Here is a 19,801-nt window from a genome sequence, read left to right as displayed (position 1 = left end):
GTCGCGGAACGGTCGCACACAGCCGGCCGACGGGAGGACTTCATGAACCGCTTTCTTCGCGGCGCGGCCCTGGCCGCGCTGACGCTCGCTGCATCGACCGCCCTGGCGACAGCCGCATCGGCGCAGTCCTATGGCCGTCTGGTGGTGCTGGGCGATTCGCTCAGCGACAACGGCAACCTGTTCCTGGCCTCGGGCGGCACCCAGCCGCCGTCGCCGCCTTATTTTCAGGGCCGATTCTCGAACGGGCCGGTCTTCGCCGAGCAGCTCGGGTTCAGCGCGGCGCGGTTCAATGGGCCGGTCACGGGCAGCATCAACCTGGCCTATGGCGGATCGCGCACCGACAACGCCGTCGCCTTCCCGCCCGGCATGCGTCAGCAGCTGACGACCTATGTATCGCGGGGCGGGACGTTCGGAGCCAATGATCTGGTCAGCGTCCTGGGCGGAGCCAACAACATCTTCCAGTCGATCGGTGCCTTCGCCGTCCTGCCACCGCAACTGCAAGGCAACCCGACCGGCTTCGTCGATCCGGTGATCCGGGCCGCTGTGACCGACATCAACTTCATCGTCGGCGACATCGCCTCGCGCGGTGCCGGCACCATCCTGGTCACCAACCTGCCGCGGCTCGGCACCACGCCGCAGTTCAGCCCGACGCCGCTGGCCGCCCTCGCCGACTATGCCGGTTCCCAGTTCAACGGCCAGCTGGCGACCTCGCTGCTGACCCTGGCTCCGACCCGGCCGAACACGAACATCATCCTGTTCGACCTCGCCAAGGTATCGGATCCGATCGCCGCCAATCCCGGCCGGTTCGGACTGACGAACGTCACCCAGGCCTGTTTCAACGGCGTGACGGTGTGCGCGGCGCCCGACACCTATCTGTTCTTCGACGGTGTTCATCCCACGGCGGCCGGACACCGGCTGCTGGCGACCCTGTCGGCCGACTATCTTTACTACGGCGACCGCGCGGCCGAAGCGACCTTCCAGGGCGAGACGGCCTTCCGTCACCGCGAGGACGCGCTGGACGCGGCCACGGGACGGTTGTCGGGCCAGGCGGCCTGGGAAGCCGGCACCTCGATCGTCGCCGGGGCGATCTACGACGCCTCGGGCTTCGACCAGCGCGGCTTCGCCTCCCAGGGCAAGGCGTCCAGCTATGGCGCGCAGCTCGGGCTCGAGACCGGCACCGAGACCCTGCGCTTCGGCCTGATGGGCGCCTGGCGCGTGGCGGACGTCGAGGCCGGCCCGTCCGAGTTCGAACTCCAGACCCTGTCGCTGGATCTGTACGGCGGCTGGCGTTCGGGCAATGTGTTCGTGAACGGCGCGGTCGGCGTCGCCAGCGAGGACTTCAACGACATCAGCCGCGTCAGCTCGCTGGCGGCGCTGGTGCAGACGGGCTCCACCCGCGGCTTCTCCTCGGGTGCCAAGGTCCAGGGCGGAATGTGGTTCGACGCCGGCGGCATCGCCGTGTCGCCCCGCGTCGCGGTCACCTGGGCCAGCTCCGAGATCGACGGTTACACCGAGCAGGGCTTCGCGGCCTCGTACCAGTACCGCGACCGCGAAGTGAAGGGCATCACGGGCGAGGTCGCCCTGCGCGCCGAGACGACCATGAGCGGCTTCAACCTCTTCGCCGAGGGCGGCTACCGCGACAGCCTGGACGACAGCTCCCAGGCCGTGCGCGTCGGCATCGCGGGCAATCCGGCCCAGGTGTTGTCGCGTTCGTTCGACGATCCGTTCGGCGGTTCGGTGCTGGCTTCGGCCGGGATCAGCGGCGACATCGGCCCGTTCGACCTGGAGGTCGGCTATCGCGGCCGCTTCGGCGACAACGCCGACAGCCACATGGGCGGCATCACCCTGACCCTGCCGCTCTCGTAAAACAGGCTCAGCTTTGCAGGAAGCGCGTCGGAGATGTCTCCGGCGCGCTTTCGCGTTTCGGTTCCAGGGGTGCGACGACCTGCCACCCCAGGTGCCCCAAAGTGGCCCCACGAAGTCTTAGAACGGCGTCCTGCGTCGATCGCGATCTGTTACGGATCATTGCGGCGACGCTCCTGACAGCTTTCTTCAAAGCGCCGACAGAGCCGACGACTTCATGCGCCGACCCTTGCCGACCCCCCGCTCCTTCCTGCTTCATTCCAGCCAGACGCTCGCCCTCGCGGGCGTCGCCGTCCTGGCCATGGCCATGGCCCCGGCCGTGCCCCAACCCGACATCCAGCCTGGCAGCCTGCCCGAGCTCCCGCCCGTGACGGCGGTGGCGGAGCCCGCCGGGCCCATGACGCGGATGATCGCCTTCGAGGAACCGGTCCGCGGCTTTCCGATCAACTCCCGCTTCGGCATGCGCCGCCTGGGCGGCGAGCGGGGGGTGCGGATGCACAAGGGGGTCGACATCGCCGCCCCGACCGGCACCGCCGTCTACGCCTCGGCCGAGGGCGAGGTGATGCGGATCGGCCGCCAGCCGGACGGCTATGGCAACTTCATCGAGGTTCGGCACCCCAACGGCATGACCACCCTGTACGCCCACCTCAGCCGTATCGACGTGGCCTCCGGCGACCGGGTCCTGGCCGGAGAGCGAGTCGGCCTGGTCGGCTCAACCGGCTATTCCACCGGCCCGCACCTGCATTTCGAGGTTCGCCGCGACGGGACGCAGATCAATCCCAGCCGGGTGGTCGGCGAGACGTTCGAGGTGGAGATCGACGCTCCCGTTCCTTACGCGAGCGTCGCCGCGTCCTGAGCGCGCCAGCGTCCAACATGACGTCGAATACAGTTTGCATGTAAAGCGTCCTTTGCTAGGCCTGTCGGCAGCCAGCAGTGGGGATGACGCATGAACGCCTTGACGCTCGAGGGCGTGAGCAAACGCTACGGTGACTTCCAGGCCGTTCGCGATCTCAGCTTCACCGTGAAGAAGGGCGCGATCTGCGGCTTTCTGGGGCCGAATGGGGCGGGCAAGACCTCGACCATCCGCATGATCCTGGGCCTGCAGCCGGCGACGACTGGCTCGATCCAGATTCTCGGCGCGTCCGACGGCCGTCAGGTCCGAGACCGCATCGGCTTCCTGCCAGAGGAGCGGGGTCTCTACAAAAAGATGACGCCGATCGACGCCATCGCCTTCTTCGGCTCCCTGAAGGGCCTGCCGACGGGGGAGGGGCGAAAGCGCGCGAAGGAGATGCTGGAGGCCCAGGGCCTCGGGGCCTCGAAGAACAAGAAGATGAAGGAGCTGTCCAAGGGGATGGCCCAGAAGGTCCAGCTGATCGCCTCGGTCGTGCATCGGCCCGAGTTCGTGATCCTTGACGAGCCGTTCAGCGGGCTGGACCCGGTCAATCAGCAGGGGCTGGAGACCGTGATCCGCGACCTGGCCGCCAATGGTGCCACGGTCCTGTTCTCGACCCACGTCATGCAGCACGCCGAGCGGCTGTGCGATCAGGTCGTTCTGGTGGCGCGGGGCAGGAAGGCCTTCGACGGCACGGTGGCCGAGGCGCGCGACACCTCGCGCCGGTTCCTCGATCTTGAAGGCGCGATCGCGGTCGAACAGGCTGGGGCCTTGCCGGGCGTGACCGGTGTCGACGTCGTGTCCGAACAGGACGGGGTGCGGGTGCTGAAGGCCGCGCTGGCCCAGGGTGCCGCAGGGCAGGACGCCCTGAAGGCGGCCTTCCTGACCGGGCTGGACGTCCGCCGCTTCGAGCTGAAGGAGCCGACTCTGCATGACGCCTTCATCGACCTGACCGGCGACCATCCCGACCAGGATCAGAGCGTGGCCCGGCCCACGAACGCTCCGGAGACCGTCTGATGAACCGCATCCTGTTGATCGCCCGGCGCGAGTTCATGGCCTATGCGCGGACCGTGGGCTTCTGGCTGTCGCTGCTGGCCTTCCCATTATTCGCCGTGCTGGGGGGGGCGATCCCGATCCTGATGGACAGCGCCGACGAGGTCCGGGCCGTGGTTCTGATCGAGGAGGGGCCCCAGGCCGCCGGTCTCGCCCAGGCGGTCCAGGGCCGTCTCGCCGACGAGGCCGAACGCAGCGCCCAGCGCGCGCGCGAGGCGGCGCAGCAGGCCGCCGAGGCGACAGGCATGCCGCCGGAAGCCACCCAGAACGCCGTGGCCCAGGCCGCGCGCCAGCGGATGCAGATCGTCGACACGCCCGCCGACCTGGCCCAGGCCACGCCTGGAGAGGCGCGTGACGCCCTGGTCCGGCGCTATCTGACCGACGAAACGCCCGAAGATCAGCGGCTGGACGCCGTCGTCTTCCTGGATCGCGCCGCCGAGGGGCCCTCGGCCCGGGTCTGGGCGGCCCGCGCGACCGACGACACGGTCGAGGACTTCGTGCGCGCGGCCTTGCGGGACGCGAACCGCGATCAGGTCTTGACCCAGGCCGGTATCGACCCCGCCGTGGTCGAGGCGACCGACGCCTTCCGGCCCGAGGTCACGCTGTTCTCGCCGCGGGCCTCGGACGGAGGCGAGGTGTCGTTCAAGGACCGGCTGCCCGGCATCATCGGCCTGGCCTTCGCCTTCATCCTCTGGTCGCTCATCATCACCGGGGCCTCGATCCTGCTGAACAGCGTGATGGAGGAGAAGTCGAACAAGATCCTCGAGGTCCTGCTGTCCTCGGCCTCCGCGACCGAGATCCTGACCGGCAAGGTCCTGGGGGTAGCGATGCTGACCCTGTCGGTGCTGCTGGTCTGGGGCGGGATCGGCGCGATCGGCCTCGTGTCCGCCGTGCCAGAGCAGGCCGTCAACATCTGGGAAATCCTGACCGCCAACGGCCTGATCTTCTACTTCCTGGGCTACATCGTCGGTGGCTATCTGATGTACGCGGTGCTGTTCGCCGCCATCGGCGCCTTCTGCGAGACGCCGCGCGACGCCCAGACCCTGATGGGTCCGATCATGATGGTCCTGGTCATCCCCATCCTGCTGGTCCAGTTCGCCCTGGTGAACCCGGACGCGCCCCTGGTGCGGTTCGCCTCCTGGGTGCCCTTCTTCACGCCCTTCCTGATGGCCGCTCGCGCGCCGTCCGGACCGCCCCTGATCGAGGTCATCGGCACCATGGCGGGCATGTTCGCCGTGGCCCTGCTGATGGTCTGGCTGGCCGGCCGGGCGTTCCGCGCCGGCGCCCTGTCGGACGTGAAGCTGAGCTGGAAGAGCTTCGGCCAGGCCATCGCGGGCGGGGGGCGGTAGAAACGTCCCTTCTCCCCTTGCGGGAGAAGGTGGCCCGGAGGGCCGGATGAGGGGTACGGCGAAGCGGATACGCTGACGGATCGGATGCACGCCGGTGAAGCAGAGTGTCACCCCTCATCCGTCAGCCTTCGGCTGCCACCTTCTCCCGCAAGGGAGGAAGGACAATTGAAAAAGGCCGCCCCGGTTGCCCGGGGCGGCCTTTGATCGTTCAGCCCTGATGCGAAATCAGGCGCGCGGGACGCGCGGCTTGGGCGGGGGCAGCAGCCCCTCGCGCTGGGCGCGCTTCCTGGCCAGCTTGCGGGCGCGACGGACGGCCTCGGCCTTCTGGCGGGCGCGCTTCTCCGAGGGCTTCTCGTAATGCACATGGCGTTTCATCTCGCGGAAGCTGCCTTCGCGCTGCATCTTCTTCTTCAGGGCCTTGAGCGCCTGATCGACGTTGTTGTCGCGAACGAAAATCTGAACCAGGTTCAACTCTCCTTTGGCCGCCCGCCGCGTCCTCTGATGTGTTCAGCGAGGCGGGCAGACAAATAAAATCCGATCCCGCAGGCGACAGCCCGGCGAGCGAAGGCGTGCGGATACACCAAGCCCCCCCGACTGTCCAGCCGGAGCGTGCCAATCGTCGCGCCCCCGTGGCGACGCTCGCGATGGTCGCGCGGACGCGGTATCGTTAGGGATGACCGAAACCCCTCATCTGCCGAACGCCGAGCCGGACTGGGCCGACGCCAGGGAGCAGGCGGTCCTGGGCACGGCCCTGAAACTGGCTCCCCGCCTGGGTTGGAACGCCCGGATGGTGCGCGAGGCCTGTGCAGCCGAAGGCTTGTCTGAGGGCGATCAGGAGTTGCTGCTGCCGAACGGCCCGCGCGACCTCGCGGCCCTGTTGTCCCGCCGACACGACGCGCGGGCGCTGGAGGCGCTGGGCTCGGCCGAGGGTCTGAAGATCCGCGAGCGAATCGCGCGGGCGGTCTCGGCGCGGATGGAGGCGGGGGCCGTCGATCTGGAGGCGACGCGCAAATGCGCCGGCTTCCTGGCCCTGCCGACCAACGCCGACCTGGGCCTGTCGCTGGCCTGGGAGAGCGCCGATCATCTGTGGCGCTGGGCCGGCGACACGGCCACGGACTGGAACCACTATTCCAAGCGCACCATCCTGTCGGGCATCCTGATTCCGGCCCTGACCATGCGCTGGTTCGAGGGACGGGACGCGGCCGAGGCATTCGTGTCGCGGCGGATCGACAACGTCATGGCCTTCGAGAAGTGGAAGGCGGGCAAGGACTTCGACGCCCCCCTGCGCCGCGCCACCGAGATGCTGAGCCGCCTGCGCTACGGCACGCGCTGACGGGCCTCAGCCCGGCGAGATCATCTTCTCGGGCCGCACCGCCTCGTCGAACTCCGCATCGGTCAGATAGCCGCCGCCGACGGCTTCCTCGCGCAGGGTCGTGCCGTTCTTGTGCGCCGTCTTGGCGATCCTGGCGCAGGCGTCGTAGCCCAGCTTGCCGTTCAGTGCGGTCACCAGCATCAGTGAGTTGTTCAGCCCGCGCTGGATGTTGTCGATGCGCGGCTCAATCCCGACCACGCAGTTGTCGGTGAAGCTGACCGCCGCGTCGGCCATCAACCGCACCGACTGCAGGAAGTTGTAGGCCATCACCGGGTTGAAGACATTCAGCTCGAAATGCCCCTGCGAGCCCGCGAAGGTGATCGCCGCGTGGTTACCGAACACCTGGACGCAGACCTGGGTCAGGGCCTCGCACTGGGTCGGATTGACCTTGCCCGGCATGATCGACGACCCCGGCTCGTTCTCTGGCAGGGCCAGTTCGCCGAGACCCGAACGGGGGCCGGAGCCCAGGAAGCGGATGTCGTTGGCGATCTTGAACAGCGAGGCGGCGACCGTGTTGATCGCGCCATGGCTCATGACCATGGCGTCGTGGGCGGCCAGGGCCTCGAACTTGTTCGGGGCCGTCGTGAACTTCAGGCCTGTGATCTGGGCGATCTTGTCGGCCACACCTTCCGCGAAACCGACGGGGGCGTTCAGGCCCGTGCCGACCGCCGTGCCGCCCTGGGCCAGCTGCATCAGGTCGGGCAGGGTGCTCTCGATCCGCTCGATGCCCTTGGCGACCTGCTGGACATAGCCGCCGAACTCCTGGCCCAGCGTCAGGGGTGTGGCGTCCTGGGTATGGGTCCGGCCGATCTTGATGATGTCCTTCCATGCCTGGGCCTTGTCGTTCAGGGCATTGTGCAGTGTCTGGAGCGCCGGCAGCAGGCGGTGGACCAACTCCTCGGCGCAGGCGACGTGCATGGCCGTGGGATAGGTGTCGTTGGACGACTGGCTCATGTTGACGTGGTCGTTGGGGTGGACCGGCTTCTTGGACCCCATCTCGCCGGCCAGCATCTCGATCGCCCGGTTCGAGATCACCTCGTTCGCGTTCATGTTCGACTGGGTGCCGGAGCCCGTCTGCCAGACGACCAGCGGAAAATGATCGTTCAGCTTGCCCTCGATCACCTCGTCGGCGGCGCGGACGATGACGTTCCCGATGGCCGGGTCCAGCCGCCCCAGCGCCATGTTTGTCTCGGCGGCGGCGCGCTTGACGATGCCCAGGGCCCGCACGATCGGCAGGGGCTGCTTCTCCCAGCCGATCTTGAAGTTCCCCAGCGACCGCTGCGCCTGGGCCCCCCAGTAGCGATCGGCGGCGACCTCGATGGGGCCGAAGGTGTCAGTTTCAGTGCGGTGTTCGGTCATCGGCGCTTCCATTGTTCGGGCGGGCTGCGCGGGCTATATAGCCAGCGGTCTGGCTAGGTGCGACATGAAACTGGGTGTGCTGGAGGCGAAGAACCGTCTGTCCGAACTGCTCGACAGGGCGGTCGCCGGCGAGGAGGTCGTGATCACCCGCCGGGGCGAGCCCGAGGTGGTTCTGACGCCCCTGCGCAAGACGGTGTCGCGAGAAGAGGCCGAGGCCGAGATGGCGCTCTGGGACGATTTGCGGGCGCGCTATCGCGGGCCGATCGGAACAACCGAGGAGACCAAGGCCGACATAAACTTCGGCCGCCGTTTTTGACGGGCTATGTCATCGATGCCTCGGTCTTCATTGCGGGGCTGGTCGAGGAAGATCAGACCCAGACCGCGAGGGCCCTTCTGATCGACGCTGAGGTCTCGGGCGCGGTCGCACCCGGTCATGTTCTCCTCGAAGTCATGAACGGGCTCTTGATGAAGGAGCGCCGAGGATTCATCGACAGGGCTTACCGTGAGGAAGCGCTGAACCGCTTCCTCGGCTACGGACTGCGGCTCGACACGGCCCGACAACCGGGTGCCGCGCATCGGCGAACCATGGATCTCGCCGATCGACACGGTCTGACGGTGTATGACGCGGCCTATCTGGAGCTGGCGCAACGAGAAGGTCTGGTGCTCGGCTCGCTCGACAAGGCGCTCCGTCGGGCCGCGCTTGCGCTCGGTGTGGACATCGCGCCGCGTTGACCTCCGACTGGGTCGTCTCCGGCAAGGTCCGCGCGCGCGAGGAGGGCGACGCCGTCGTCGTCATGATCGACGGCCTGACCACCCAGGCCAAATACTACAAGCCCCTGGTCTATGAGTTCTTCCGCAAGGAATGGCGCGGGTCGCGGCCGTCCTACGGCGACTTCGTCGTCGAGATCGTCATGGAGCACGTCGGCGATCCGCCGTGGATGGACCTCGACAATCTGGCCAAGGCCCTGCTGGACGCCATCAAGGGCTATCTCTTCCACGACGACGCCCAGGTGGCGCGGCTGCTGGTCGAGCGGCGCGAGGGCGAGCGCGAGCGCATCACCATCCGCGCCTATCCGCGTCAGGGCGCTTCGGGGTAGCGTTCGAACGCTGGCAGCCGATCCAGATGCCCCATCCAGCCGATCCGCTCGGCGATCTGGATCTGACCCTGAAGCGGGATGGCGTCAGGGTCATCCAGCGTGGCGCTCTGGATATCGATCTGCCCGGGGAAGATGACGTCGTTCGTATAGAACAGGCCGGTCCCGCACGCGCCGCAGAAACCCCGCCGCCCGTCCGCCGACGACGCGTACCAGACGGGGTCGCCCGTGATCGACACCTGATCGGCCGGGGCCAGCGCCCAGGCGACCGCGGGGGCTCCGGCGGCCTTCCGGCAATCGATACAGTGGCACAGGGCGTGATGGATCGCCTCGTCCGCCGTCTCGTAGCGGATCGCTCCGCAGTGGCATCCTCCGGTCAGCATCGATGTCTCCGTGTGTTCCCGTCTGTCTGCACGTCCCCTGTTGCCGGGGTGGTGTCAGGAGGGTCGATCGAATCTGAGGGTCGGAGCGAGCAATTGCATGTTGGCGCCGATGAAGACCTGAGGCTCGGACGCGGGGGCGAGGCCTTCCGCCTCCTCGCGGTCCTTGACGCAGGCCCGAACGGCGTTGCCCAGGGCGATGAAATCGGTGGCGGTCGGCAGGCGCTCGATCACGCAGCCGTCGAAATAGGGGTATATCGCATCCTCGCTGCACCCGAACGAGGCGCGGTCCCGGCGCGCGGCCGTCAGGATCATCCGGTTCGGCCCCGCCAGCCCATCGATAAAGGCTCCGGAGAAACAGGCCGACAGCACCAGGACGGTCGGCCGATCGCCGCACCAGCCGCGCACCAGCGTCGCCAGCAGCGTCGGCGTCAGGCTGACGTCCGGCCCGAACACCACGAACTCCGGCGAGCCGTGCGAGGTGATGTAGAGGAAGCATCCGCGCGGCGCCCGCGCGGCGGCCTCTCCGATCCGGGCCACGGCCTGTTCAGCGGTCACGACCGGGTTGGCGTCGGGACGCAGGGTGACGTCGACCATGGCGTCCCGCGAAAAGCCGGCTGCTAGGAAGCCCGCCGTCAGGTCGCGTCTCGCATTGTCGAAGGCCTGGATCGGTTCGCCGGTCGTCGTGCGCCAGTCGGCCGCGACGATCGCCGAGGCCCATCCGTCGAACCGGCTTTGGCCCTGGGCGGCCGAGCCGCTCAGCCAGACGAGGATGACGAGAGCGGCGATGCGGAGCATGGGCGGCTTTCCTGAATCCGGACGGCCCAGCCTAGCGGTCATCGCGCCGTTGCGAAGGCTATTTCTTGCGGAACTGGTCCAGGGAGACGACCTTGGGCCCGTCGTCGCCGGAGGGCGGCGGGTCCGTGCGCTTGGGTGCCGGCAGCTCGGCCACGGTCTGGGCGACCGGCTCGGGCGCCTCGAACTGCAGCAGGAACTGCACGCTGGGATCGTAGAAGCGCGTGACGGCCGTATAGGGCACGGTCAGGACCTTGGGCATGCCGCCGAACTTCAGCATGACCGAGAACAGGTCGTGCTCGACCGCCAGGTCCCAGTACTGGTGCTGAAGGACCACCGTCATCTCGTCCGGATACTTGGCGACCACGTCGGGCGGCACCGACACGCCAGGGGAGCGGGTCTTGAAGGTGATATAGAAATGGTGCGCGCCGGGGATGCCCGAGGGGCTGGCCGCGCGTTCGAGCGCGGAACGGATCACGCCGCGCAGGGCGTCCTGCGCGAGCTTCTCGTACTGCATCTCGTCGATCGGCTGGGCGTCGTCGGCCATCAGTGTCCTCGCTAGCGCGCTGACAGATAGCCGGGCCGGGCGGCGGGCGAAAGGTGGGACGGGCGGGAAAAGTCCCGGGCGTCTGTTGCCAGGCGCGCTGAAGGGAAGTGGGGGCTTCTGTTGCCAGGCGCCCCCGGGCCCCGCCCAGGGATCTGAACCCCTAGGACTTAAGTGTTCGAAGTCTGTCGAACCGCATTACGCGGCGAGACGGACTTCTCCAGCGAAGTTATCGTTCGCAGTTAGAAAATGGCCCGATACGGTGGGCCAGGACGAGCGAAAGCAGTCTTCTTTACACGTCCGTCGATGCTAGTCGGCCCCGCATCTCCCGCGATGACCGGGAGCGATTGGTGGAGCCGCCGGGAATCGCACCCGGGTCCGGTCCGCTTATTACAAGCGCGTTTATCGCCATATCCGGAGCAAGCCCCGGCAAGGACAATATAGGCGCAGGGGCGGTGAATTCCAAGTTCACAACCAAACCCATCCGTGCACCCCGGCGAAGGCCGGGGTCCAGGTCACGGACGCGGGCGGCCGGGATCGCGCGCCGCGTCTTTTGATCAAGCACGGAGCTTGCCATCTGGACCCCGGCCTTCGCCGGGGTGCACGGTGGGGTGGGCAGGGGGATCGGCCATGGACGCGGACGGCAGGCTTCAGATCGCGGCGGGCTTCGCCACGGCGCTCGGGCCGCGCGCGGACAATCAGGATTTCGGCGCGGTCCATATCGGCCCTCCCTCGGAACAGGCCCTTCACGGCGTGGTCGCCCTGGTCGCCGACGGGGTCTCCGGCTCCAAGGCGGGGCGGATCGCGTCGGAGCTCGCCGGCCGCACCTTCATCGACGCCTATGTCGATCAGAACCCTCTGAAGGGCGTCGCCTCCGCCGGCATCGGCGCCCTCGCCGGCTACAACCGCTGGCTCCACGCCAAGGGGCGCTCCGACCCCGACATGGCGGGCGCCGCCACCACCTTCACCGCCCTGGTGCTGCGGGGGCGCGAGGCGACGGCCCTGCATGTTGGCGACAGCCGGGCCTGGCATTTCCGCGACGGCGTCCTGACCCGACTGACCGAGGACCATGTGCTGGCCCAGCCCGGCCTCAGCCACGTCCTGTACCGTGCCATCGGCATCGAGCCGGACCTGCGTTTGGACACCCGCGCCGTCCCGCTGAAGGCCCACGACCGGCTGCTGCTCACGACCGACGGCGTCCACGTCGTGGTGTCGGAGGCGGACCTGACCCGCTTGCTGGCCCGCCGCGCCTCGTCGGAAGCCGACGCCCAGGCCATCGTCGACGCGGCCGCCGCCGCCGAGACCCGGGACAACGCCACCGCCATCGTCATCGACGTCATCCGCATCGGCGCGGTGGACCAGGACGCCATCGGGGCCGAGGCCGCCGACCTGCCGATCCTCCCGGCCCCCAAGGTCGGCGACAACATCGACGGCTTCCGGCTGGAGCGGATGATCTCCGACGGCAAATACACCCGGGTCTTCGTCGCCCGGGACGGGGAGGGCGCACCTCTCGTCGTCCTGAAGTTCCCCAAGCCCAAGCTGCTGTCCGAGGCCGGCGCGCGCGGGGCCTTCCTGCGCGAAAGCTTCATCGGCCGCCGCATCGACAGTCCCTACGTCGGCAAGACCCTGACGCTGGACCCCGGCCGCCAGAGCCGCCTCTACATCGCCCAGCCCCTGTATGTCGGCCGCACCCTGCATGCCCGGATCGCCGACGAGCCGTTCCAGATCCCCGAGGGCATCGACCTGTCCATCCGCCTGTCGCGCGCCGTCGCCGCCCTGCACCGCCTCGGGATCGCTCACCGCGACATCAAGCCCGACAACGTCATCCTCGAAACCAACGGCGGGATGAAGCTGATCGACCTGGGCGTCGCCCGCCTGCCGAGGACCCCGGAGTTTTCCGAGACCGAGGCCCCCGGCACCCCCGGCTACAAGGCGCCCGAGATGTTCGCCGGCAACCCCGGCGATGCCCGCACCGATCAGTACGCCCTGGGCGTCACCCTCTACCGCCTGTTCACCGGCGACTATCCCTCGGGTCAGGAGACCGATTTCAGCCGAATCCGCTTCGACAAGCCGACCCGCCCCACCACCCACCGCCCCGACATGCCCGCCTGGCTCGAAGCCGCCATCCTGCGGACCCTGTCCGTCGACCCCGCCGACCGCTTCGCCGACGTCGAGGAATTGATCCACGTCCTCGAAAGCGGCAGCGCCGCCGCCGTCCCGATGCGGCGCGATCTGTCGCTCATGGAGCGCGAGCCGGTGCGCTTCTGGCAGGCGGTCAGCGCGGGGCTGTTCGTGCTGTTGCTGGTGAGCTGGATGGTGCGGTGACTTGGCGCTTGCCCCCGGGCGTGTGGAGACGCTCTAAGGGTAACGCCGAATTCCCGGCGCGAGGGTTGGCACCGTGAATCCGAACAAGGCTCTTTGGGAAAAGGGTGATTTCACCCGCATCGCTGCATCCATGCGCGAGAGCGGCGAGGCCCTCGTTGACACTCTCGGCATCACGCCGGGCATGGCCGTCCTGGACCTCGGTTGCGGCGACGGCACCACGGCCCTTCCGGCCGCGCGTCTCGGGGCCGAGGTCCTGGGCGTGGACATCGCCGAGAACCTGGTTGCCGCCGGCAACGCCAGGGCTTCGGCCGCGGGTTTGTCCAACCTCCGCTTCCAGCAGGGCGACGCCTCTGACTTGCAGGGCCTGGAAGACGGGCGCTTCGATCTGGTGGTCAGCATCTTCGGTGCGATGTTCGCTCCGCGTCCCTTCGATGTTGCCAAGGAGATGGCACGGGTAACGCGCAGCGGAGGACGCATCGTCATGGGGAACTGGATTCCCGGTGATCCGACCCTCATCGCCCAGGTCCTGAAGATCAGCGCCGCCTATGCACCGCCTCCGCCCGAGGGCTTCATCAGCCCGATGACCTGGGGCGTCGAGACCAACGTTAGAGAGCGTTTCGAGACGGCCGGCGTCCCTGCCGCCAATATCACTTGTGCACCGGCGACCTATGTTTTTGCGGCTCCCCAGCCACCGCGCTGGATGGTCGAGAACATGAAGACCTTCTATGGCCCGACCATGAACGCTTTCGAGGCGGCATCGAACGATGGCAGGGCCGAGGCGCTCGAGGCCGAACTCGTGGACCTGTTCGAGACCCAGAATCAGGCTGGTCCGGAGGCCACCCGAATACCTGCGATTTTCTTGAAGGTCGTGGTCACGAAGTCCTGATGTCTAACGGTCGTGGAGCTTGAGGATTGCGAGCTTTCCCCGGCTACAGTGCCCGCCCCCAATCCCCGCACTGGTTCCTGAACCACGTCAGCTGCCGCTTCGCATAGTTCCGCGTCGCCTGCTGCATCGCGGTCGTCGCCTCGGCCTGGGTCATCTCGCCGGCCAGACCCGCCGTCAGTTCCCGCACCCCGACCGCCTTCATCGCCGGCAGCGCCGGGTCCAGCTCCCGAGCCGCCAGCGCCCGGACCTCGTCCAGCGCGCCGGTCTCCAGCATCGTCAGCACCCGCGCGTCGCAGGCGGCGTACAGCGCCTCGCGCTCCGGCTCGATCACCATTCGGTCATAGGTCCCCGGCGCCAGCAGCGGACGGGTCGAGGCCTGCCAGTCGGACAGCGACCGACCCGTCGCTCGCGCCACGGCCCAGGCCCGCGTCAGCCGCTGGCGATCCCCGCGCTCGATCGCGGCGGCGGCGGGCGGATCGAAGGTGGTCAGCCGCAGGCGGAACGCCGCCTCGCCCTCGGTGTCGTACAGCGCCGTCGCCTCTTCGCGCGCCGCCATCGGCACGTCGGGGATATCAGCCAGTCCCTTGGTCAGGGCCGAGAAATACAGCCCCGTCCCGCCCACGATCAGCACCGGTCGTCCCTGGGCCTGGAACGCCTCCAGCAGCGGCATCACCGCCCGCGTCCACCGCCCGACCGACCAGGCCTCCGAGGCGTCCACCGTGCCGTACAGGTGATGGGGCGCGCGGCCCTCCTCCTCCGGCGACGGTCGGGCGGTCAAGACCCGCAGGTCGGCGTACAGCTGCTGGCTGTCGGCGTTGACGATGGCGGCCCCCATCGCCTCGGCCATCTCCAGCGCGCGTCGCGACTTTCCCGAGGCGGTCGGTCCGGCGATCAGGGTGACGGGGGCGGGTCGGGGCACATCGGGCTCGCTAGCGACAAGGTCTGCGGATAGAACGCGCGTCCATCCCCTGCAACCGAGGCCGTCCCCGTGATCGACCGCGCCGCCGTCGAAGCCGTGTTGAACGCCATTCCCGACCCCGCCACGGGCCGGGGGCTGGTCGAGGCCGGGGTCGCCGAGGGCCTGACCGTGACCGCCGACCGGGCCGGCTTCGTCATCGAGGTTCCCGCCGCCCGGGTCGCCGCCTACGCCCCTGTCCGCGACGCGGCAGAGGCGGCGCTGAAGGCCATGCCGGGCATGAGCCGGGTGTCCGTGATCCTGACGTCCGAGGCCCCCGCGCCCGCGCGAAAGGCCAGCCTGTCGCGCGAGGCGGTGGATCAGGGCCGCCCCCGCGCGCCCGTGCCGACCGACCGACCGTCCCACGTCCGCCGCGTCATCGCCGTGGCCAGCGGCAAGGGTGGGGTGGGCAAGTCGACCGTGTCGGTGAACCTGGCCGCCGCCTTCGCCCGCGCGGGCTGGTCGACCGGCATCCTGGACGCCGACGTTCACGGTCCCAGCCTGCCGACCATGCTGGGTCTGTCCGGCCAGCCCGAATACCGCGACGGGATGATGGAGCCCCGCCGTGCCCACGGCCTGCTGGCCATGTCCGTCGGCCTGCTGACGAGGTCGGACGACGCCATGATCTGGCGCGGACCCATGGCCTCCCAGGCCCTGACCCAGATGCTGACCCAGACCCGCTGGGGCACCGAGGATCAGCCGCTGGACGTGCTGGTCGTCGATCTGCCGCCCGGCACCGGCGACGTGCAGCTGACCCTGATCCAGAAGACGCCGCTGGACGGGGTGGTGATCGTCACGACGCCTCAGGAGGTCGCCCTGGCCGACGCCCGCCGGGCCCATACCCTGTTCCAGCGCGTGGGCGTGCCCACGCTGGGCCTGATCGAGAACATGACCGGCGACGTCTTCGGGCGTGGCGGCGGCGAGGCGGAGGCGGCGCGGATCGGCGCAGCCTTCCTGGGCGATCTGCCGCTGCACGCTGATGTGCGCCGTGCCGGCGACGCGGGTTCGCCCCTGGCCGAGGGCGAGATGGCCGCCCGCTTCGATGCCATCGTCGTGAGGGTGATGGCCGCGGGGTGAGACACGCGCGCGCTTGGAATGCCGACGGCGGCCGGTATGATGACGCACGCCCACCGGTTCCGGAGTTCCGCCTTGTCCCTGTCTCTCGAGCGCGAGCTTGCGGTCGGCCCCGTCCCGGCCGTGGTCGCCCTGCCTGAGGGCTTCGACCCCGGTCGCTATCGGCGCAGCCACCGCGATGTGGCCCAGAGCGGCGTGGATCCGGCCCAGCACTGGCTCACCATCGGGCGGGCCGAGGAACGCGCCGGCCTGCGTCCCAACTGGCGCTATCCCCGGTTCCAGACCGCCTACTATCTGCTGAACAACCCCGACGTCGCCGGCCTGATCCGTGACGGCGTCGTCGACAGCGCCGCCGACCACTGGTTCCGCTTCGGTCGCGACGAGCATCGGCGAGGCCAGCGTCCGCTGGGCCAGGACTTCGACGAGGTCGCCTATCTGGACCGTCGTCACGACATCGCCTCCGCCGTGCGGCGCGGCGGCTACGCCAGCGGCTTCGACCACTGGCTGTGCTGGGGGCGCGGCGAGGACGAGGACGCGGCGACGTCGGTGCTACGGATTCCCCGCACCCGTCCGTCCACCGACGCGCTCAGCGCGGAACAGCAGTCCTTCTGGAAGGAGAACGGCTTCGTCATCCTGCCGGGCGCGATCTCGGCCGAGCGGTGCGACGAGGCCACCCGCCGGATCGACGAGATCTGGGCGACGCGCGCCACGGCCGACCACCCCTTCTGTATCGATGTGAAGCTGGAGACGCCCGAGCAGCGCCGCATCCCCATGGCGGCCGCGCCCGACGAGGCCAAGGCAGCACCCTACAAGATCAACGACAGCTTCATGGCGGACGACTTCTTCGCCGACATCGCCCTGGACCCCGAGGTGACCAAGGTCCTGCAATGGGTGCTGGAGGCCGACCCGTGCGTCGTCGCCTCGCTGAACTTCGAGCGCGGCAGCACCCAGGATTTCCACACCGACACCCTCTTCATGCCGGGCGGCCGCCAGGGCGCCATGACCGCCGCCTGGTTCGCCTTCGAGGATGTCTTCGAGGAGGCGGGGCCGCTGATCTACTATCCCGGCAGCCACCAGATCCCGATCTTCCGCTTCTCGACCGGCTCACCGGCCCATGTGGCATCGGAGTTCCACCTGTATCAGCACCACATGCGCGACAATGTGGATCGCCTGGCCCTGGTGCCGCAGAAATTCCTGCCCAGGAAGGGCGACGTCCTGATCTGGCACGAGTTGCTGTTCCACGGCGGCGCGCCGATCGTCGATCCGTCGCGCACGCGAAAGAGCTTCGTCTGCCACTACTGGAACTCTGACCTGATGCCGGCGGAAGAGCTGTCTCCCTGGAATGGCGTCTATCGTCAGAAGCGGGCCTATCTTGGCTGACACGGCGCTTTTCGGGCCCCCGATGCTCGTCGCGATCCTGGTCTCGACGGTCTGGCTCAGCCTGATCATCGGGGCGCGCTACCTGCTGATCGCCGGGGCCGTCTGGTTGGCCGTCTGGGGGCGGGCCTCGGGCGTCGGCATCCGCCTGAACCGCGAGCGGCCGTCGCGGCGCCTGATCGCGCACGAGATCAAGTTCTCGCTGCTGTCCACGCCGATCTATGCCTTCCCCACGGCCGTCGCCCTGGAGGCGTGGAAGGCGGGCGGGACGATGATCTACGTCGATCCGGCGGCCTGGCCCCTGTGGTGGCTGCCGGTCAGTTTCCTGTTGCTGCTGATCGTCCAGGACACCCACTATTACTGGACGCACCGCCTGCTGCATGATCGGCGGTTCTTCGGCTGGGCCCACGCCGCCCACCACCGCGCCCGCGACCCCAGCCCCTTCGCCAGCTTCGCCTTCGACCCGGCCGAGGCGGCGCTCACGGCCTGGCTCCTGCCGCTGCTGGCCTTCGTTATTCCGCTGAACCTCTGGATGCTGGCCGTGCTGCTGGCCGTCATGACCGCCACGGCGGTGATGAACCACTGCGGCTGGGAGATGTGGCCTCAACGCTGGGTCAGGGGTCGCGTCGGCTCGCAGCTGATCACCGCGACCCACCACAGCCGCCATCACACCCACATGAAGACGAACTTCGGCCTCTACTTCCGGTTCTGGGACCGGCTGTGCGGGACCGATGCGATGCCGGAAGCGAAGACGGTTCAGCCCGGCTCGACGACCACCGCCGTCCCATAGGCCAGGACTTCGGTCACGCCCGGCATGATCTCGTTGGATTCATATCGGATCGCCAGGACCGCGTTGCCTCCGGCGGCGCGTGCGTGTTCGAGCAGCAGATCGAAGGCCTCCTGGCGACCGGCCTCGGCCAGTTTCACATAGGCCCCGACCCGGCCGCCCAGCATCGACTGGACCCCGCCGATCGCGTCCGACACCAGGTTCCGGGATCGCACGGTGACGCCGCGCACCACCCCGATGTGGCGGGTCACACGGTGGCCGGTGATGTCGTTGGTGGTCGAGGTCAGCATGGCGGCGTCTCCTGATCTCAGATGCGGTCCAGCACGCGAAAGGTGAAGGCGTGGTCGTCCTTCTCGCCCGCATCATGCCGTTCGTTCAGCGTTTCGCGAAAGAGGCTTTCGTCGAAGGCCGGAAACCAGGCGTCCCCCTCCGGCTCGGCCTCGACCTCGGTGACATACAGCCGGCGCGCGCGGGGCAGGGCCGCCTCGAACAGGGCAGTGCCGCCGATCACGCAGATCTCGTCGATCCCGTCGTCCTCGGCCGTCTCGCGCGCGATGTCGATCGCATCGGCCAGGTTGGAGCAGACCACCGCTCCCTTGGCCTTGCCCGCCTCTTCGTAGGACAGGTCTCGCGTTAGCACGAGGTTCAGCCGGCCGGGCAGGGGCTTCAGCGGCAGGCTTTCCCACGTCGACCGCCCCATGATGCAGGGCTTGCCGAGCGTGATCGCCTTGAACCGCTGTAGGTCGGACCGAAGCCGCCACGGCAGGTCGCCGTCCCGACCGATGACGCCGTTGCGCGCCCGCGCGACGACCAGGGCGAGGTGGGGGATGGTCATGTTCGCTTACGCCGGATTGTCGACATGCCATGTGCGCATCGCCACCATCAACTGTGCCACGGGCTGACGTTCAATGTCGCGGTCGGAATGTCCTCGTGCTTTTAGACGATCGTAGTTGTCGCCCATAAACTCCGTGAATTCGCCCCAAAGTGCGGATGGCCCGGAGACATCGACCCGCCCTGCGATCTCCAGCCAGTTTCTCACGGCCGTCATGCCGGTTGGCGGGTCATCAGAATGAGCTTCGATATCGACGTTGGCGAGATCAGAGATCGCCGCCTGATATCGGTACCGCTCTGTTTCCAGGACCAGGAGTTGTTTCTCTTGCCAGTGCGCTCCTTTGAAGCGGCGGCATCCTATGTCGAGTCCCAGCTCAAGTGGCATGTTCAGCCGGAAAAGCTCTCCAACCTTTGACGCCTTCATTCGAGACAGGTCGTGGATGCCGAACTTCGAGGCCTCGATCAGTTCAATGATCTTGTCGAGACGGTTCTCGCCAGCGTTCAGACGCTCCGATGCGATCCTCGGAGTGAAGTCTGCACGAATGACCACAAAAAGGATGGGCCGCAGTATCGGAAGGTAGGCGTCATCGAACGAGCAGTTGATGAAAACACTGCGCTCGAACACCGCTTCTAGCGCTTGTCTCGCGGAGGATGGGGGTCGTTGCCGTAGCTGCGCCGGTCCTTGATCGTTCCATCGCGACCGTGGACGTATAGTTCGCCGTGTTCACGCTTCGCGAAATCGACACCGAACCGGACTGCCGCTTCCTGGGTTGAGAAGTTCTTGGCCGCTCGCGATGAGCCCGCGCTGCGGACGCTCCAACCCCCGTGAGGGTTTGGAACGACATGTTTTCCTTTGCTCATTCCA

Annotated in this window: 23 protein-coding genes and 1 other RNA gene; 13 read left to right on the top strand and 11 right to left on the bottom strand. The window is 68.1% G+C overall.

All coding sequences use genetic code 11. The annotated features are described in order from the left end of the window. Positions 1-42 precede the first annotated feature (42 nt). The 4 genes from ABN401_RS05355 (at position 43) to ABN401_RS05340 (ending at position 5,157) form a co-directional block, all read left to right on the top strand. Positions 43-1,866, top strand: a complete 1,824-nt coding sequence (locus tag ABN401_RS05355; protein ID WP_349683793.1) for an autotransporter domain-containing protein — start codon at positions 43-45, stop codon at positions 1,864-1,866. 226 nt (positions 1,867-2,092) lie between these two features. Continuing rightward, entirely contained in the window at positions 2,093-2,719 is a 627-nt protein-coding gene (locus tag ABN401_RS05350) for a M23 family metallopeptidase (RefSeq protein WP_349683792.1), read from the top strand. Between the two features lie 90 nt (positions 2,720-2,809). Then, the gene (locus ABN401_RS05345; RefSeq protein ID WP_349683791.1) at positions 2,810-3,772 is read left to right on the top strand and encodes an ABC transporter ATP-binding protein; all 963 of its coding nucleotides are present in this window, start codon (positions 2,810-2,812) and stop codon (positions 3,770-3,772) included. After that, the gene (locus ABN401_RS05340) at positions 3,772-5,157 is read left to right on the top strand and encodes an ABC transporter permease (RefSeq protein WP_349683790.1); all 1,386 of its coding nucleotides are present in this window, start codon (positions 3,772-3,774) and stop codon (positions 5,155-5,157) included. The genes ABN401_RS05345 and ABN401_RS05340 overlap by 1 nt, the downstream gene beginning before the upstream one ends. 225 nt (positions 5,158-5,382) lie before the next feature. Here the strand turns inward: ABN401_RS05340 and rpsU are convergent, their stop codons facing one another. Then, positions 5,383-5,622, bottom strand: a complete 240-nt coding sequence (gene rpsU, locus ABN401_RS05335) for a 30S ribosomal protein S21 (protein ID WP_349683851.1) — start codon at positions 5,620-5,622, stop codon at positions 5,383-5,385. Positions 5,623-5,830: 208 nt separating this feature from the next. Here rpsU and ABN401_RS05330 point away from each other — a divergent pair, with 208 nt between their 5' ends. Then, complete coding sequence (locus ABN401_RS05330; RefSeq protein WP_349683789.1) at positions 5,831-6,490, top strand: COQ9 family protein; 660 nt, start codon at positions 5,831-5,833, stop codon at positions 6,488-6,490. 6 nt (positions 6,491-6,496) lie between these two features. Here the strand turns inward: ABN401_RS05330 and fumC are convergent, their stop codons facing one another. Next, a complete protein-coding gene (gene fumC, locus ABN401_RS05325) occupies positions 6,497-7,888 on the bottom strand; it encodes a class II fumarate hydratase (RefSeq protein WP_349683788.1) in 1,392 nt (463 codons plus the stop codon). A gap of 64 nt (positions 7,889-7,952) precedes the next feature. Between fumC and ABN401_RS05320 the strand changes: the two genes are divergently transcribed. From ABN401_RS05320 to ABN401_RS05310, 3 genes are all read left to right on the top strand, one after another. After that, positions 7,953-8,204, top strand: coding sequence for a type II toxin-antitoxin system Phd/YefM family antitoxin (locus ABN401_RS05320; protein WP_349683787.1), 252 nt, complete (start codon positions 7,953-7,955; stop codon positions 8,202-8,204). After that, positions 8,201-8,620, top strand: coding sequence for a type II toxin-antitoxin system VapC family toxin (locus tag ABN401_RS05315; RefSeq protein ID WP_349683786.1), 420 nt, complete (start codon positions 8,201-8,203; stop codon positions 8,618-8,620). Before ABN401_RS05320 ends, ABN401_RS05315 begins: the two co-directional genes overlap by 4 nt. Before the next feature lie 62 nt (positions 8,621-8,682). Beyond that, positions 8,683-8,985 carry a RusA family crossover junction endodeoxyribonuclease gene (locus tag ABN401_RS05310; RefSeq protein WP_349683850.1) on the top strand — a complete coding sequence of 101 codons (303 nt, stop codon included), beginning with the start codon at positions 8,683-8,685 and terminating at the stop codon, positions 8,983-8,985. Here ABN401_RS05310 and ABN401_RS05305 read toward each other — a convergent pair. The 4 genes from ABN401_RS05305 to ssrA all read right to left on the bottom strand — a co-directional run bounded on the left by ABN401_RS05305 (position 8,967) and on the right by ssrA (position 11,171). Continuing rightward, a complete protein-coding gene (locus ABN401_RS05305; RefSeq protein WP_349683785.1) occupies positions 8,967-9,365 on the bottom strand; it encodes a GFA family protein in 399 nt (132 codons plus the stop codon). The genes ABN401_RS05310 and ABN401_RS05305 overlap by 19 nt on opposite strands. Positions 9,366-9,419: 54 nt before the next feature. After that, complete coding sequence (locus ABN401_RS05300; protein WP_349683784.1) at positions 9,420-10,160, bottom strand: C13 family peptidase; 741 nt, start codon at positions 10,158-10,160, stop codon at positions 9,420-9,422. Between the two features lie 58 nt (positions 10,161-10,218). Continuing rightward, positions 10,219-10,704 carry an SspB family protein gene (locus ABN401_RS05295; RefSeq protein ID WP_349683783.1) on the bottom strand — a complete coding sequence of 162 codons (486 nt, stop codon included), beginning with the start codon at positions 10,702-10,704 and terminating at the stop codon, positions 10,219-10,221. 106 nt (positions 10,705-10,810) lie between these two features. Further along, positions 10,811-11,171: a transfer-messenger RNA gene (gene ssrA, locus ABN401_RS05290) on the bottom strand. Between the two features lie 160 nt (positions 11,172-11,331). Here ssrA and ABN401_RS05285 point away from each other — a divergent pair. Next, positions 11,332-13,026 (top strand): bifunctional protein-serine/threonine kinase/phosphatase, encoded by a 1,695-nt coding sequence (locus tag ABN401_RS05285; protein ID WP_349683782.1) that lies wholly within the window; start codon positions 11,332-11,334, stop codon positions 13,024-13,026. A gap of 73 nt (positions 13,027-13,099) precedes the next feature. Continuing rightward, positions 13,100-13,912 carry a class I SAM-dependent methyltransferase gene (locus ABN401_RS05280; protein ID WP_349683781.1) on the top strand — a complete coding sequence of 271 codons (813 nt, stop codon included), beginning with the start codon at positions 13,100-13,102 and terminating at the stop codon, positions 13,910-13,912. A gap of 43 nt (positions 13,913-13,955) precedes the next feature. On the opposite strand, the gene miaA is transcribed toward ABN401_RS05280, so the two are convergent. Next, on the bottom strand, positions 13,956-14,831 hold the full coding sequence (miaA, locus tag ABN401_RS05275; protein WP_349683780.1) for a tRNA (adenosine(37)-N6)-dimethylallyltransferase MiaA: 876 nt from the start codon (positions 14,829-14,831) through the stop codon (positions 13,956-13,958). 69 nt (positions 14,832-14,900) lie between these two features. Between miaA and ABN401_RS05270 the strand changes: the two genes are divergently transcribed. The 3 genes from ABN401_RS05270 to ABN401_RS05260 all read left to right on the top strand — a co-directional run bounded on the left by ABN401_RS05270 (position 14,901) and on the right by ABN401_RS05260 (position 18,108). Further along, on the top strand, positions 14,901-15,944 hold the full coding sequence (locus tag ABN401_RS05270) for an Mrp/NBP35 family ATP-binding protein (protein WP_349683779.1): 1,044 nt from the start codon (positions 14,901-14,903) through the stop codon (positions 15,942-15,944). Between the two features lie 72 nt (positions 15,945-16,016). Beyond that, a complete protein-coding gene (locus ABN401_RS05265) occupies positions 16,017-17,321 on the top strand; it encodes a phytanoyl-CoA dioxygenase family protein (RefSeq protein ID WP_349683778.1) in 1,305 nt (434 codons plus the stop codon). Positions 17,322-17,343: 22 nt separating this feature from the next. Continuing rightward, positions 17,344-18,108 (top strand): sterol desaturase family protein, encoded by a 765-nt coding sequence (locus ABN401_RS05260; protein WP_349683777.1) that lies wholly within the window; start codon positions 17,344-17,346, stop codon positions 18,106-18,108. Here ABN401_RS05260 and ABN401_RS05255 read toward each other — a convergent pair. From ABN401_RS05255 to ABN401_RS16335, 4 genes are read right to left on the bottom strand one after another with little or no spacing between them, the layout of a single operon-like run. Then, on the bottom strand, positions 18,075-18,395 hold the full coding sequence (locus ABN401_RS05255) for a YbjQ family protein (protein WP_349683776.1): 321 nt from the start codon (positions 18,393-18,395) through the stop codon (positions 18,075-18,077). The two genes, ABN401_RS05260 and ABN401_RS05255, sit on opposite strands and share 34 nt — an antisense overlap. Positions 18,396-18,412: 17 nt before the next feature. After that, positions 18,413-18,940 carry a dihydrofolate reductase gene (locus tag ABN401_RS05250; protein ID WP_349683775.1) on the bottom strand — a complete coding sequence of 176 codons (528 nt, stop codon included), beginning with the start codon at positions 18,938-18,940 and terminating at the stop codon, positions 18,413-18,415. Positions 18,941-18,946: 6 nt separating this feature from the next. After that, on the bottom strand, positions 18,947-19,561 hold the full coding sequence (locus ABN401_RS05245; protein ID WP_349683774.1) for a hypothetical protein: 615 nt from the start codon (positions 19,559-19,561) through the stop codon (positions 18,947-18,949). A gap of 5 nt (positions 19,562-19,566) precedes the next feature. Further along, the gene (locus tag ABN401_RS16335) at positions 19,567-19,797 is read right to left on the bottom strand and encodes a DUF2188 domain-containing protein (protein ID WP_432763520.1); all 231 of its coding nucleotides are present in this window, start codon (positions 19,795-19,797) and stop codon (positions 19,567-19,569) included. Between the last annotated feature and the right edge of the window lie 4 nt (positions 19,798-19,801).

Origin of the sequence: Brevundimonas aurifodinae, from assembly GCF_040195595.1 — a bacterium.
Taxonomy (GTDB): Bacteria; Pseudomonadota; Alphaproteobacteria; order Caulobacterales; family Caulobacteraceae; genus Brevundimonas; species Brevundimonas aurifodinae.
This window is presented reverse-complemented; position numbering and strand designations above follow the sequence as displayed.